Origin of the sequence: Rhodococcoides fascians A25f (assembly GCF_000760935.2) — a bacterium.
In the GTDB taxonomy this organism is placed as follows: domain Bacteria; phylum Actinomycetota; class Actinomycetes; order Mycobacteriales; family Mycobacteriaceae; genus Rhodococcoides.
The window spans coordinates 3480351-3494275 of record NZ_CP049744.1; the positions used below are offsets into that span (position 1 = coordinate 3480351).

A 13925-nucleotide genomic window follows, 5' to 3' on the forward strand; every position below is an offset into this window, starting at 1 on the left:
GAACTCCTCGACAACCCTAGCGCCGCTGCCCCACCCGCGAGCTACTTGCTGGGTCCTTTCGGCGGCCGTGGGAGGAAATAGCTGGTCCGCTGCTGGTATTCGCGGTACCCCGGACGTTTCTCCATGCTGCGCTCCAGCAGCCGTGCACCGGTGGCGAACACCAGGAAGTACGTCATCGCGATCGGCGACAGCAGTGTGAACACTCCGGGCCACGCCGATGCCGAGACGAGGAACAGCCCCCACCAGACTGCCGAGTCCCCGAAGTAGTTGGGGTGCCGCGTCCAGGACCAGAGACCACGATCCATGATCTTGCCCTTGTTCGACGCGTCGGCCTTGAAGGCTTTCAACTGCGCATCGCCCACTGCCTCGAACGTCCATCCGAGCATCCAGACCAGTACGCCGAGTACGACGACGGTGGGGACCGATCCGTGTGCGACAGCGGATACCTGCAACGGCAGGGACACGAACCACAATGCAATTGCCTGCGTCAGATAGATCTTGCGCAGGGCATACAAGGTTTCGTTTCCGGTGGCCTTGGAGAGCAGTTCGGTGTAGCGCGGATCCTCACCGTGGCCGCGTGAGCGCTGAAAGACATGCAGTGCAAGACGAAGTCCCCATACGCCGACGAGCGCGAGCAGAAGCAATCGACGCCACAGTTCACCTGTTCCGGTCGCAGCCGAAATCAGCGCGATCAGAACGAAGCCGCCGCCCCACGTCACGTCCACGACGTTGTGCCGTCCGATACGCGCGCCGATGAGGGCGGTGACGATCATCAGGACAGCGGTACCGCCGAGGCTCGCCAGCGATACGGTCAGGAAGTCCGACCAGTTCATCCGGTGGTCGTCCAGGTCGGCCGCACCGGTTCCATGTCCGATGGTCCGTTCTCGGACCTGACCGCCAGGATCTGGTCGACGCCCATTCTGTTGTCGCGGAATGCCATTCCGCCGCCGATGAGATACAGCCGCCACACGCGGGCGACCTCTTCCCCGACCATCGCCACCACATCGTCGAAGCGCGCCTCGAAGCGCTCGGTCCAGACGTCGACGGTTCGCACGTAATGCTCCCGAAGCGCGTGGATGTCGCGAACCTCGAGGCCGGCCTCCTCGATCATTGCGACGGTCCGCCCGACCGGGCGCATGTACATGTCCGGCGCGATGAACGATTCGATGAATGCTCCGCCGCCGGGGTTGTCGCCTTCCCTCCGCGACATCTGCTGGATCAGCACGCGGCCGCCGGGCTTGACGTTGGCATGCAGTGCGGCGGTGTAGGTCGGGTAGTTCGCCTCCCCCACATGCTCGCCCATCTCGATCGACGCCACCGCGTCGAACGGACCGTCCGGAATCTCCCGGTAGTCCTGGATTCGGATCTCGACGTTGCCCTGCAGTCCCCGGTCGGCGATTCGCTTGTCGATGAAGGCCTTCTGTTCGCGCGAGATGGTCACTCCGACGACCTGCGCTCCGTACTCCTGAGCCGCATGCAGGCTCAGGGATCCCCAGCCGCAGCCGACGTCGAGAAAGCGTTGCCCTGCGCGCTTGTCGAGCCCGATCTTTCGACACACGAGGTCGAGTTTGTCGCGCTGCGCGTCATCGAGGGTGTAGTCCGGCGCATCCGAGGTCCAGTACGCCGACGAGTACGCCATGTGCGAATCGAGGACCAGCTCGTAGAAGTCGTTGGACAGGTCGTAATGGTGGCTGATCGCAGCGCGGTCACGGAGCATCGAGTGCAGCCGCCCCTTCACCGAGGCCTGCGACACGGGCGGCGGTAGTGGGCGGCCGAACACTCCGAGATCCTTTGCCAGCCTTGCCAACCGCAGCAGCGACGCCGGCCCCGGTCGGACGGCCGAGAGTCGGCGCTCACGCACCACGCCCCAGACGTGATCGAGAGCCGCGGCAAGATCCCCGTCGACGTCCAACTCCCCGGTGACGTACGCCTGCGCAGCACCGAGTTCGCCAGGGCTCCACAGCAATCGACGAAGGGCGCTGGGGCTCCGCAACAGCACTCTCGGTGCCGAGTCATCGCCTGCGACGGATCCGTCCCACGCCTGCAGCCGAACGGGAAGCGGGCCACCCACCAGGGGTTCTATCAACTCGGCAATCCGATGCGCGACACCGCCACTGCGATGGGTCCGGTCCACGGAAAGTGTCGAGGTGGTCATCGGTTGTCCCTTCGGTCGAGCACGATCTGCTGAACATCGAGGTACCCGGATCGAAATCCGGCCTCCGAGTAGCACAGGTAGAAGTGCCACATTCGCGCGAACACCTCGTCGAAGCCGAGATCGGATGCCTCGCTGCGGTATTCACGGAATCGACTGTCCCACAGAGCGAGGGTTCGCGCGTAGTGGTCGCCCATGGACAAACGCTCGCGAACCCGAAGTGAGGTGTGCTGCTCGGTCACCTCCTCGATGGCCCGCACCGACGGCAGGAACCCGCCGGGAAAGATGTACTTGTGTACCCAGGTGTACGTGTTTCGGGTAGCCAGCATTCGATCGTGCGGCATCGTGATGGCCTGGAGGGCAACCCGCCCACCCGGCGCGAGCAGCGCGTCGATCGTCTCGAAGTACGTTCCCCAGTACTGATGCCCGACGGCCTCGATCATCTCGACCGACACGATCGCGTCGTACTCGCCGTCGACCAGACGATAGTCGAGGAGATCGATCTGAATTCGATCTCCGTAACCCGCAGCGGCACAACGCTTCCGGGCTAGTTCCTGCTGTTCGGTCGACAATGTCACCGACCGTACCGTCGCACCACGAGCGGCCGCACGGATAGCCAACTCGCCCCATCCGGTGCCGATCTCGAGAACCCGGCTTCCATCGCCGACGCCCGCGCGGTCGAGAAGTCGGTCGATCTTTCGGCGCTGAGCGTCGGCGAGCTCCTCACTGTCGTTGCCGCTTCCCGCTCCGGCGAACAACGCACTCGAGTAGGTCATCGTCTCGTCGAGGAAGAGTTCGAAGAGATCGTTCGACAAGTCGTAGTGCCGTGAGATGTTGGATCGCGTGTTCTTGGTCGTATTCCGCTCGCTTCGTGGAGGTTTGGGGATATAGAGCCCTCGGAGGCGCTGCAAGGACTTGGGAATCAGCGACGCCATTCGCCGGGCGAATACCTCGAGCACGGCAGTGAGGTCCTCAGCGTCCCAGTCTCCGGCCATGTATGCCTCACCGAATCCGATGAGTCCACTGTCTCCGACCCGTGCGGCGAAGTCGTGTGGCCGATAGACGGTCATCAACGGTGCGTCGGCCGACCCGGCCCCGATCACTTCGCCGTCGGGCATCGCAACCCGGACCTGCAATCCCGCGACCGCACGACGGAAGAGGAAGTCGGCGACGGGCGCGGCGGCAGCAACCTTCATACCATCGGGAACATGGGCGATCTGAGGCCAGACCCGCGGATCGACCGACGGGCGCGGACCGGCAGCGGAACCGTACGGGTTCGACACAGAATTGGATTTCGACACAGTTGTCATCTGTGGGCCCCTTCCTTCTGAATTCTTCGTTCCCCCGGAGGGGCAGGTTTCTGCACGATCTTCAGACCCCGCGCCCAGAGCCGAATGCCTTGCCAGCGGATCTGTATCACCACTCGCAAGGGCGCAATCGGGATCTCCAGTGCGGTGCGCAGAATCGACCGCGTCGTCACCTCGCGTCGACGGCCGTCGACGGTCGCGACGAACGGAGGCTGACCGGGACGTTCGAGGACGATCGACAGCCGGAGCGCGGCGTCCGGCTCGGGCAGCTGCATGGAGTACTCACCGTCGACCTCGTTGAACGGCGAGACGTAGAACTCCTTGGTCGTCCGTGCCGCGCCGCGGCGATCGGTGTGCAGCAGATACCGGTATCGCTCGCCGTAGGTGTTGTGCACCTCGGCCACCACGCAGCGGAGGTCTCCGTCGCGGTCGTGACACCAGTACACACTCAGCGGGTTGAACGTGTGTCCGAACACCCGGGCGCTGGCCAACATCGTGATCCGTCCGCCGCCTAGATCGATACCGTTCTCCGCCAGGAACGCATCGACGTTCTGACGAATGGTGGCGTCGGGGTCGCCCAGGTGATCACGTGAGTCGAACGATGCCAGCGGTCGCAACATCCGCGGCAACTCGGGGAGCGCGTCGAGGTCGACGAACCAGCTGTAACTCTTGTACGAGAACGCGTTTCGAGTCGGCGCGCGTCGCACGTGATCGATCCGAGTGAGATACAGCGCCGCTCCGTGTGCGCGGGTGGTCGGCAGAACGGACGTCAGAGCCACGTGGCCCCCACCCGTTGCGCAGCGCGCGCTCCGGACAACGCGCCGTCCTCGTGGAATCCCCAGCCGTGGTACGCCCCGGCGAACGCCACCGTATCGGTGTCCAATTCGGGCAGCCGACGCTGCGCTGCCACGGATTCGGGGGTGTACTGCGGGTGCTCGTAGGTCATGTCCGCGAGTACCGAGTTCGGGTCGATGCGATCCGCTCCACCGAGGGTGACCAGCATCCTTCGATCGGTGTCGTCCAACCGCTGCAACCTCGTCAGGTCGTAGCTGACCAGAACTCGATCGGGCCTGGCGCTACAGGACGGGAGATGGTAGTTCCACGAGGCCCGCGCCCTGGTGTTCTTCGGCAACACCGACGAGTCCGTGTGCAGTGCAGTGTCATTGACTGAGTACGGCATCGCACCGAGAATGCTGTGCTCGAGCGCGGTCGGTTCTGCGAGCATCTTCAGCGCGGCACCGGGATGGACCGCGATCACGGCGGCGTCGAACGTGCGGAGGTCGTCGCGACAGTCCCGGATCTGCACCGAGTCCGTGGACCTGTAGACCGCGCGTACCGGAGTATCGAGCAACACCTCATCGATGTGCGATGCAACCCGGCGAACGTATTCGATGGACCCGCCCGTGACGGTACGCCAGGTGGGAGATCCTGTGACGGTGAGCATTCCGTGGTGCTGAAGAAAGGAGAACAGGTAGCGAGCCGGGTAAGCGAGCGCTGTGTCCGGATCACACGACCACACCGCCGACACCAACGGTGTCATGAAGTGGGATTCGAAGTATGCCGAGAAAGAATGGTCTTCGAGAAATGTACCGAGTGTGATCTCGGAATCCGCCGAGTCCGGGCTGTCCAGAAGTTCGGTCGCCAGCCGATGAAAACGCTTGACATCGAGCAACATCGACACGAATCGTGGTTTGAACACCGCCCTACGTTGCGCCAGGATTCCGCGCATGCCCTGGCCGCCCGAGTACTCGAGCCCGCACCCGTCGCAGCGCACGGACATGCTCATGTCCGAATCCTGGGTGGGTACGTCGAGTTCGGCGAACAGCCGAAGCAGCGTCGGATACGTGCGGTCGTTGTGCACGATGAACCCTGTGTCGACGCCTACCGGACCGTCGGGGCCGTCGACATAGTGCGTGTCCGCGTGACCGCCGAGGCGGGATTCTGCCTCGTACAACGTCACCGACGAGTTCTTCGACAGTGCGTATGCGGCCGTCAGGCCGGCGATGCCGCTCCCGACCACCGCAATACGACGGCGCGTCACGACTGCCTGCCCATGCAGTCGGCCTTGGTATCGGCGGCAATGCCGAGGACGAAGTCACGCGTGGCCCTCGACCAGACCCGCGGATTACGGAGCATGAAATGCCCACCCGGAACGGAAAGGTAGCGAGCAGTCGCCCCTCTGGATGCTGCTCTCTCGGTCGCACGGCGCGAGGTTCTCGGATCGGTCCACTTGTCGGCAGTGCCGTGTACGACGAGTAACGCCTGGTGCGCGCCGAATGCGTCGGCTTCCACACCCTCCGGCCACCACGGGGCCAGGGCCACCACACCCACGACAGAAGGATCGTCGACCAGGGCAGCGGCGGTGCGACCACCCATCGAATGGCCGACGACCACCACGTGAACGTCAGGATGCTCGGCGCGGATTCGGTTCAGCGCCCAGCGGGCGTCCTCGACCGGAGACCGTTCGGGGGCGTTCCAGCCGCGGAACCGGTACTGCAATTGCTGCACCGAAATGCCGCGTTCGCGTCCCACGCGCCGAAGCATCCAGGTGAACGGCCACATTCGCAGGCCGGCCAGATGCCAGGGCCGACTGCGCGCCCGGCTCACGTCCTTGCCGCCGCCGAGGACCAACAGAACCAGTGCAGGGTCGGACACCCGCCTGCCGGTGCGCAGTACTGGAGTCGGCTCGTTGCTCATGCCGGTTATTCGGCACCGAGGCCGCTTCGGGTGGGGTCGGTTCGGACGGGGCGATTGTGACCTGTCAGACACAACGAAGAAGACCGGGCCGAGAGTGTGTCTCTCGGCCCGGTCTTCTGCGGTGGAGCTGCCGGGAATCGAACCCGGGTCCTCTGCTGCATTGCCAGGGCTTCTCCGTGTGCAGTCCGCTATGTCTCTACTTGGATCTCCCGATCTCGCGAACAAGTCAGGATGACGATCCCAGCCACTGTTTGATGTTCCTCATCATCCCGCGGCCGGATGAATCGGTGAGCCCTCTAGCTGATGCCAGTACCCGGGCCGAGGGCAAGCCCGGACTGACAGACACGCAGTCGCTACTTAGGCAGCGAGTGCGTAGTCGCGCTGATTGGAATCGGCGCTTATAAGGTTGCGATGACGCTTACGGTGGTCTCTCGCCTGCACCGACACGCTTCCCCTGACTCAACATACAAAGTCGAAACCGTTCAGCCCCGTATGTTCCCGAACACTGTGTCCGGGCTGTTCAGTGTAACGCCTCGCATGGACACATTCATCCCATTAACTTCTCGCACGGCGATCCGTGGCGTGCGATGCGGCATCCGCGTCCACACGATGCACCACTGTGCGCAGCATTCGGCGCGCCACGACCAACCGTGCCGGCAGTGAGGCGTACCAGACTGCGCGACCGGCCAGTCCACGCGGGAAGAACACCAACCGCTGCTCGATCGTCGGCTGCTTCGCGGTTCCCCCGACCGTGAGGTCCAGCCACGCCTCGCCGGGCAGCCGGGTCGAGGACTTGAGCCGGGTGGTGTGTTCGATGCCCGACGCCGACGCGTCGGGTCCGGTGGCGTCGCGACGCCAGCCGGTGAGCACGTCTGCGTCGGCCAATCGTTCCAATGCAGGCCGGATCGCACTCGACTCCGCCGTACTTCTGGCGACCCGAGTGTCGGTGTACACCACTTCCCCGGCCCAATCCGGGTCCGACGGAAGTGGATCCGACGGTGCCGCGGTACCGGTGGCGTCGGTCCACCTCGTCTCGACCTCGCCGTCGTCGATCTTGCGCAGTGCCAGCCGAACCGAATCGCGGTAGCCCGTCAGACCGTTGTCCGGGCGGGGCACGACGGCGTCGATGTCCATCTCGTGACCGACGGCGTCGTACTGCAGCGATTCGATGAGCGGCATCGCCAGCCCGCGCGGAATGGGTGTGACCAACCCGATCCAGTGGCCGGCCAATCGCGGAGTCAGCACCGGAAGCACGATGATGCGACGCTGCCGCAGTCCCGCGACGTCGGCGTAGATGTTCATCATCTCGCCGTACTGCATGACGTCCGGTCCGCCGATGTCGAAGGTCCGGGATTCGGCGATCGGTGCGCTCGCGGCCCCGATCAGGTAGTGCAGCACGTCGCGGACAGCGATCGGCTGGATTCGGTTGTGTACCCACCGCGGCGTGGTCATCACCGGAAGTCGGTTGGTCAGGTGGCGAATCATCTCGAACGACGCCGAACCCGATCCGATCACGACGCCCGCCTGCAGCACCACGGTGGGAACGCCCGACTCGATCAGAATGCGTCCGACCTCGGCACGAGACTTCAGGTGGGGCGACAACTCACCGGTGGGCGGGTGCAGTCCACCGAGATACACGATGCGACCGACGCCGCACTCGGCAGCAACGGCCGCGACGTTCTCGGCGCTGTCGCGTTCGGTATCGGCGAAATCGGAATGGCCTGCGGTGCCCATGGAATGCACCAGGTAGTACATGATGTCGACTCCGGTCAGCGCCTCCTTCAGCGATTCCCGGTCGCTCAGATCACCGCGGACGATCTCGACATTCGTCGCCCACGGCACGTTGTCGAGCTTGCCGGGGGTGCGAGCAAGCACTCGGACCCGGTACCCCTCGTCGAGCAGACGCGGTGCCAGACGCCCGCCCAGGTATCCCGTTGCACCGGTCACCAGCACGCGGGGTGGGCGTCCGTCGTCCTGAACCACGGGGATGTCGGACGGCGAATCGGAAGCTGTCATAAACGAGGTCATTACCCCCGAGCGGTCCAGTTCAACCTGCGAGGGCAATCATCGCGATCGCGCCGAGCGCCAACGCCATTCCGATCTTCTGCAGAGTTCCGACTCTTTCGCCGAGCATCACCATGGCGAGCAAGACCGTTGCTGCCGGATAGAGCGAGGCAATGACGCTCACCAACGACAGAAGACCGTCCTGATAGGCGTAGATCAGGGCGGCATTGGCAACCACGTCGAGCACACTGACGAATGCCGCAAGTTTGAGCACGCTGCCGTGCGGGGGCGAGAAGTGCCCGGAAGCCAGAGCTACCACCCAGACCACCGCGGTTGCCGACGCACGCGACGCCGCGAGCGGCCACAGTCCACTGCCGTCGCCGATCCGATGCAGAAAAATGAACGCGAAAGCGAACGTCACGCCCGAACCGACCGTCAACCAGGCCACGGTTCGGGTGAACTTCATCTCCCGACCGCCAGCCACTTCACCGGTCACCTCGTCCGGAGATTCCTTGCTGACCAGCACCACGGCCACCAGGGCGACTGCGATGCCGACGAAAGCGATGATGCCGGGACGCTCGCCCATCGACAGCCCGACCAGCACCGGGATACCGGCGACCAGTACCGCGGTGACAGGCGAGACCACGGCCATCGGACCGGCGGCGAGCGCCAGATAGAACCACCACACCGCAACGCCGCCTGCGACACCCGAGGCCAGCCCCCACAACATCGCCGACAGTTCGATCGTGCCGCCGACGAACGGAGCCACGAGCAGAACGATCACCAGCGACAGCGGGTACGAGACGATGACCACGCGCAGTGCCGCTACCCGGCGGGATGCGACACCGCCGACGAAATCGCTCACCCCATAGCCCACAGCAGCTACCAGAGCGAGCAGAACAGCGGTCAGCGCATGCCCTTCACACGACGCCCCAGCTCACGAGTGACCTCGCGTTCGGCGGTGCGCTTGGCCAACGACTGTCTCTTGTCGTAGTCCTGCTTGCCCTTGGCCAAGGCAAGTTCGACCTTGACCTTGCCGTCGGAGAAATACATCGACAACGGCACCAGCGTGAGGTTGCCCTCTTTGACCTTGCTTGCAAGGCGGTCGATCTCGCGACGGTGAAGAAGCAGTTTGCGGTTTCGCCGCGGCGCATGGTTGGTCCAGCTACCGAGCGTGTACTCCGCGATGTGCAGTCCGCGCAGCCAGATTTCACCGTCGTCGACGGTCGCGAAGGCGTCGACCAGGGAGGCCTTGCCGTCGCGCAGACTCTTGACCTCGGTTCCGACGAGGGCAACTCCGGCCTCGAGGACGTCGAGTATGGAGTAGTTGTGCCGCGCCTTGCGATTGGTCGCGATGGCCTTGCGGCCCTTCTCTCTCACTGCAGGGCCCTTTCTCGAGCATTCGCCGCGTGGAGCGGTTCCACGGGCAACCGCTCCAGCATAGAACCGAACGACAAGCGAATTTATTCGCGCACGTACAGGCGCAGCGTGATGTATGCCGTCACCGCTGCCATGCCGACTCCCACCAGCGCGAGGAACGGCGAGACGAGGAGGACGTCACTGTTCGAAATCCGGGCCAGAATATTGGCCTGATACACGTCGGACAGAACATCGTCGATGAACATGTTCTTCGCAGTGAACAGGCCGGCGATGGCGAGCGCGGATCCGATCAGGGCCGCCACCACCGCCTCGAGCAGGAACGGCAACTGGGTGTACCAGCGAGTGGCACCGACCAACCGCATGATGCCGACTTCGGTTCGTCTGGTGAACGCAGCGATCTGAACCATGTTGGCGATCAGGAGAATTGCGGCGATCGCCTGCACCGTGGCGATCGCGAAGGCAGCGTTCCGCACACCGTTGAGCACGCTGAACAATCGCTCGACCAGATCACGTTGATTGAGCACGCTCTGCACGCCCGGTCGATTCTCGAAATTGTCGTTGATCACCCCGAACCGCTCGGGATCACTCAGGCGAACCTTGAACGACGCGGGAAAGCTGTCGGCACTGACCAGTTCGGCCAGCTCGGGCTGATCCTTGAACACTCGCTCGGTGGCGTCCTTCACCGCATCCTCACGATTGAGGTACTGCACAGAGACCACCGATGGGGTGTTCTCCAGATCCGATCGCAGGGTGGCGCAGGTCTCCTGTGCGCAGTCGGCATCCGTTGCGGAGATGTCGTCCGTGAGAAAGATCTGGACTTCCACTCTGTCGAGGAAGATCTGCTGGGTCTTTCCCGCCATCTGCACCACGAGCAATCCGCCGCCGAAAAGGCCGAGGGATATGGCTGTCGTCAAGATCATGGCGATCGTCATGGTGATGTTGCGGCGAAGTCCGGTGAGGACCTCACTGAAGATGAAACTTGCGCGCATCGCGGAATCCGAGCCCTTCGATTCGTTCGGTCGAGAAGTCTGAGCGGTCCTGTCCGGTGGGCGGCGTCAGCGCCCGACGCCGTAGACCCCGCGGGCCTCGTCACGAACGACTCGTCCGTTGTCGAGTTCGACGACGCGGCGGCGCATCGAGTCGACGATGTGGTTGTCGTGGGTCGCCATCAGCACAGTGGTTCCGGTGCGGTTGATGCGCTCGAGCAGCAACATGATGTCCTGGCTGGTGTCGGGATCCAGGTTTCCGGTCGGCTCGTCCGCAAGCAGGACCAGCGGGCGATTGACGAAAGCTCGGGCAATCGCCACACGCTGCTGCTCACCACCGGACAGCTCGTTCGGCAGACGATCGGACTTGCCGCCGAGTCCCACCAGGTCGAGAACCTCGGGGACGGTGCGTTTGATCATCGAACGCGGCTTGCCGATCACCTCGAGCGCAAATGCCACGTTCTCCACCACGGTCTTCTGCTGCAAGAGACGAAAGTCCTGGAAGACGCAGCCCATGCTCTGCCGCAGTCGCGGGACGCGACGGGCCGCCAGCCGGTTCACGTGGAAGTCGGCAACGTGAATGTCACCGGAGGTGGGCGTCTCCTCCTTGAGCAGCAGCCGCATGAACGTCGATTTACCCGAACCGGACGGGCCGATCAGGAACACGAACTCACCCTTGTCGATGGAGACCGTCACTTTGTCCAGGGCGGGCCTGGTGGAGGTCTTGTAGGACTTGGACACATTCGAGGTGCTGATCACGGGTCGCCAGTGTAGTCCTTACCCGCCGGTAGCCGTCGGAACCGTGCGGGTACCACGGCGAGTCCCGAGAGACGGTAAAGGCAGCGTCAGCGCGATGACGTCGGTGCAGGCTGGGTGGGAATCAGCGACTGAATCGCCGGCGGAATCGGCACGCCGAACGGCGCGGTCGTCGTCGGCGAAACTGTCGTCGTGGTGGCCTGCTGTCCGGATTCCTCGACGGTTCCCGACTGCTCCGGATCGACGGTGGCCGACGGAGTCGGCGAGACCGTGGTTGTCGAGTATCGCTGCTCGGAGGTCTGGGGCTGGTTGTACGAGGTAGATGCATCCGGGTCGACGGCGATCGGACCTTGCACGGGTTCGGCGTCTCGCGCTGCGATGTCGGCACTGACCTGGCCGTAGAGCAGGCCCGTAAGCACGAAGCAGATGCCGAACGCCACGGTGGACGTGCGGACGCGGCCGTAGATCTTGGCCGGAATGCGCCACTGTCGCCAATTTCGTTGCGAGCGTTCGGTTCCGGTATCAGGTGAACTCACTGGTCTTCCGTCCGATCTCGTCCCGACGATTCCGGTGCGACCCCGGCCGTACTGACGTCTGGCGCAACGTTGATGCCCTCGGGCTGCAGAGCGGCGGCCACTCGCACTCGAAGCTCTCGCCCCACCTGGAACTGCTTGCCCGGCAGCGTCCGCGCGACCAAGCGCACGTTGACCTGCCCCACCTCGATGCTCTCCACTCCCATCACGGTCGGTTCGTCGAGCAGGAGCGGACGCAAGCGCGTGTCGGCGAATGCGTCACGGCCGACTGCACGGAGCAACGCGTTCACCTGGGTGAGATCTGCGGTGCTGGGGACCGGGACGTCGACGACTGCGCGCGCCCAATCCTTCGACAGATTGATCGCCTTGACGATCTGCCCGTTCGGGACAGTGATGACCTCGCCGTCGACGCTACGCACCCGAGTCACTCGGAGCGTCACGTCCTCGACGGTGCCCTCGGCGTCCTCGGCCGATCCGTTGACGGCGATCTGGACGACGTCACCGAAGCCGTACTGCCGTTCGGTGATGATGAAGAACCCGGCCAGAATGTCCTGCACTACGCGCTGAGCACCGAAGCCGAGGGCTGCACCGATGACCGTCGCGGGTGCCACGAGACCACCGACGCCGAATCCGAAGCGACGCAACACTTCGATGGTGACGAGGATGTAGATGAGCGTGACCAGCACCCACGTGATGACCTGAGCCAGGGCATGACGGTGTTTGGCGGCCTCGGACCGCACGAGTGCGTCGCTGTGCTGATAGTTCTGATCGATGCGGGCAGTGATTCGAGATCCGGTCCAGGTGACGAACCGCGCGGCCAGCAGCCCGCCGAGGATGTACAGAACGATTCCGAGGGCGTTCAGCTTCAGGTCGAGCGTCGGGTTCAACCAGCCTGCCATCAGATCTACTGCTCCCCTCGCATTCGCCAGCGAATTCCCGACTCCAGGAATCCATCGATGTCTCCGTCGAGAACAGTAGACGGATTGTTGACCTCGTACTCGGTACGCAAATCTTTGACCATCTGATACGGGTGCAGCACGTACGAGCGCATCTGGTTACCCCACGAGCTGCCGCCGTCGCCCTTGAGCGCATCCATCTCGGCGCGCTCTTCCTTGCGCTTGACCTCGAGCAGCTTGGCCTGCAGCACTCGCATGGCAGAGACCTTGTTCTGCAACTGCGACTTCTCGTTCTGACACGTCACGACGATCCCCGTCGGAATGTGCGTCAACCGGACGGCGGAGTCGGTGGTGTTGACCGACTGACCACCCGGTCCGGACGAGCGGTAGACGTCCACGCGAATGTCGTTCTCGGGGATCTCGATGTGGTCGGTGGTCTCGACGACCGGGAGTACCTCGACCTCGGCGAACGAGGTCTGGCGTCGACCCTGGTTGTCGAACGGGCTGATCCGCACGAGCCGGTGCGTACCTTGCTCCACCGACAACGTCCCGTACGTGTACGGAGCCTTGACGGCGAAGGTCGCACTCTTGATTCCGGCCTCTTCGGCGTAGGACGTGTCGTAGACCTCGACCCCGTAGCCGTGCTTCTCGGCCCAGCGGATGTACATACGCATGAGCATCTCCGCCCAGTCGGCGGCATCGATTCCGCCGGCACCGGAACGGATGTTGACCAACGCGTCACGCGCGTCGTATTCCCCGGACAACAGGGTCCGCACTTCCATGGCTGCGATGTCCTCACGCAGGGATGCCCGTTCGGCGTCGGCATCGGCGGTGGCCGACGCGGCCGCTTCACCTTCTTCGCCCTCGGCGAGCTCGTACAGAACAGGCATGTCCTCCAGGCGCTGACGAAGCTCCTCCACGCGGCGCAGTTCTGCCTGCGCGTGGGACAGCTGACTGGTCACCTGCTGCGCGTGTTCCTGGTCGTTCCACAGGTCCGGTGATGCGGCCTGGTGTTCCAGCTCGTCGATGCGTCGCCGCAGTTCCTCGACGTCGAGTACCGACTCGACAGTGGACAGAGTGGTGTCGAGCTCGGCCAGGTCTGCAGAAACGTCGGGATGCACGAGAGTCAAGGTTACCGGCACCCGAACCCTCGCCCGACCGCCCCCGAACCCGGACGGGACCGCCCTGGCGAATGGGCACCGTCGTCGAGAGTT

The 13925-nt window shown here is 64.0% G+C and carries 14 protein-coding genes and 1 other RNA gene; all 15 read right to left on the reverse strand.

Going from position 1 to position 13925, the window contains the following annotated elements:
* Positions 1–41: 41 nt before the first annotated feature.
* Positions 42–833 (reverse strand): DUF1295 domain-containing protein, encoded by a 792-nt coding sequence (locus tag BH93_RS16385; RefSeq protein WP_032376951.1) that lies wholly within the window; start codon positions 831–833, stop codon positions 42–44.
* Positions 830–2155 (reverse strand): SAM-dependent methyltransferase, encoded by a 1326-nt coding sequence (locus BH93_RS16390; protein ID WP_052065122.1) that lies wholly within the window; start codon positions 2153–2155, stop codon positions 830–832. Before BH93_RS16390 ends, BH93_RS16385 begins: the two co-directional genes overlap by 4 nt.
* Complete coding sequence (locus BH93_RS16395) at positions 2152–3462, reverse strand: SAM-dependent methyltransferase (protein ID WP_037174123.1); 1311 nt, start codon at positions 3460–3462, stop codon at positions 2152–2154. Before BH93_RS16395 ends, BH93_RS16390 begins: the two co-directional genes overlap by 4 nt.
* Positions 3459–4238, reverse strand: coding sequence for a DUF1365 domain-containing protein (locus tag BH93_RS16400; RefSeq protein ID WP_052065123.1), 780 nt, complete (start codon positions 4236–4238; stop codon positions 3459–3461). Before BH93_RS16400 ends, BH93_RS16395 begins: the two co-directional genes overlap by 4 nt.
* Positions 4229–5518 carry an NAD(P)/FAD-dependent oxidoreductase gene (locus BH93_RS16405; protein ID WP_371832105.1) on the reverse strand — a complete coding sequence of 430 codons (1290 nt, stop codon included), beginning with the start codon at positions 5516–5518 and terminating at the stop codon, positions 4229–4231. The genes BH93_RS16400 and BH93_RS16405 overlap by 10 nt, the downstream gene beginning before the upstream one ends.
* Complete coding sequence (locus BH93_RS16410; RefSeq protein ID WP_052065124.1) at positions 5497–6156, reverse strand: alpha/beta hydrolase; 660 nt, start codon at positions 6154–6156, stop codon at positions 5497–5499. Before BH93_RS16410 ends, BH93_RS16405 begins: the two co-directional genes overlap by 22 nt.
* A gap of 119 nt (positions 6157–6275) precedes the next feature.
* Positions 6276–6646: a transfer-messenger RNA gene (ssrA, locus tag BH93_RS16415) on the reverse strand.
* Positions 6647–6711: 65 nt separating this feature from the next.
* Positions 6712–8172: an SDR family NAD(P)-dependent oxidoreductase gene (locus tag BH93_RS16420; protein WP_052065125.1), complete on the reverse strand. Its 1461-nt coding sequence runs from the start codon at positions 8170–8172 to the stop codon at positions 6712–6714.
* A 31-nt stretch (positions 8173–8203) separates the two neighbouring features.
* Positions 8204–9058, reverse strand: coding sequence for a DMT family transporter (locus BH93_RS16425; protein ID WP_080730458.1), 855 nt, complete (start codon positions 9056–9058; stop codon positions 8204–8206).
* 8 nt (positions 9059–9066) lie between these two features.
* The gene (smpB, locus tag BH93_RS16430; RefSeq protein ID WP_032397704.1) at positions 9067–9540 is read right to left on the reverse strand and encodes an SsrA-binding protein SmpB; all 474 of its coding nucleotides are present in this window, start codon (positions 9538–9540) and stop codon (positions 9067–9069) included.
* Positions 9541–9623: 83 nt separating this feature from the next.
* Positions 9624–10529: a permease-like cell division protein FtsX gene (gene ftsX, locus BH93_RS16435; protein WP_032376947.1), complete on the reverse strand. Its 906-nt coding sequence runs from the start codon at positions 10527–10529 to the stop codon at positions 9624–9626.
* A gap of 66 nt (positions 10530–10595) precedes the next feature.
* A complete protein-coding gene (gene ftsE, locus BH93_RS16440; RefSeq protein ID WP_027496574.1) occupies positions 10596–11285 on the reverse strand; it encodes a cell division ATP-binding protein FtsE in 690 nt (229 codons plus the stop codon).
* 86 nt (positions 11286–11371) lie between these two features.
* Positions 11372–11818 (reverse strand): hypothetical protein, encoded by a 447-nt coding sequence (locus tag BH93_RS16445; protein ID WP_037174124.1) that lies wholly within the window; start codon positions 11816–11818, stop codon positions 11372–11374.
* Positions 11815–12714 carry a mechanosensitive ion channel family protein gene (locus BH93_RS16450; protein WP_032376945.1) on the reverse strand — a complete coding sequence of 300 codons (900 nt, stop codon included), beginning with the start codon at positions 12712–12714 and terminating at the stop codon, positions 11815–11817. The genes BH93_RS16445 and BH93_RS16450 overlap by 4 nt, the downstream gene beginning before the upstream one ends.
* Before the next feature lie 5 nt (positions 12715–12719).
* Positions 12720–13832 (reverse strand): peptide chain release factor 2, encoded by a 1113-nt coding sequence (gene prfB / locus BH93_RS16455; RefSeq protein ID WP_027496571.1) that lies wholly within the window; start codon positions 13830–13832, stop codon positions 12720–12722.
* Between the last annotated feature and the right edge of the window lie 93 nt (positions 13833–13925).

What these genes read in the sequence shown, in the direction of transcription:
- BH93_RS16385 (WP_032376951.1), bottom strand. Translation starts at nt 833, where the DNA reads ATGAACTGGTCGGACTTCCTGACCGTATCGCTGGCGAGCCTCGGCGGT.
- BH93_RS16390 (WP_052065122.1), bottom strand. Translation starts at nt 2,155, where the DNA reads ATGACCACCTCGACACTTTCCGTGGACCGGACCCATCGCAGTGGCGGT.
- BH93_RS16395 (WP_037174123.1), bottom strand. Translation starts at nt 3,462, where the DNA reads ATGACAACTGTGTCGAAATCCAATTCTGTGTCGAACCCGTACGGTTCC.
- BH93_RS16410 (WP_052065124.1), bottom strand. Translation starts at nt 6,156, where the DNA reads ATGAGCAACGAGCCGACTCCAGTACTGCGCACCGGCAGGCGGGTGTCC.
- BH93_RS16420 (WP_052065125.1), bottom strand. Translation starts at nt 8,172, where the DNA reads ATGACAGCTTCCGATTCGCCGTCCGACATCCCCGTGGTTCAGGACGAC.
- ftsX (WP_032376947.1), bottom strand. Translation starts at nt 10,529, where the DNA reads ATGCGCGCAAGTTTCATCTTCAGTGAGGTCCTCACCGGACTTCGCCGC.
- BH93_RS16450 (WP_032376945.1), bottom strand. Translation starts at nt 12,714, where the DNA reads ATGGCAGGCTGGTTGAACCCGACGCTCGACCTGAAGCTGAACGCCCTC.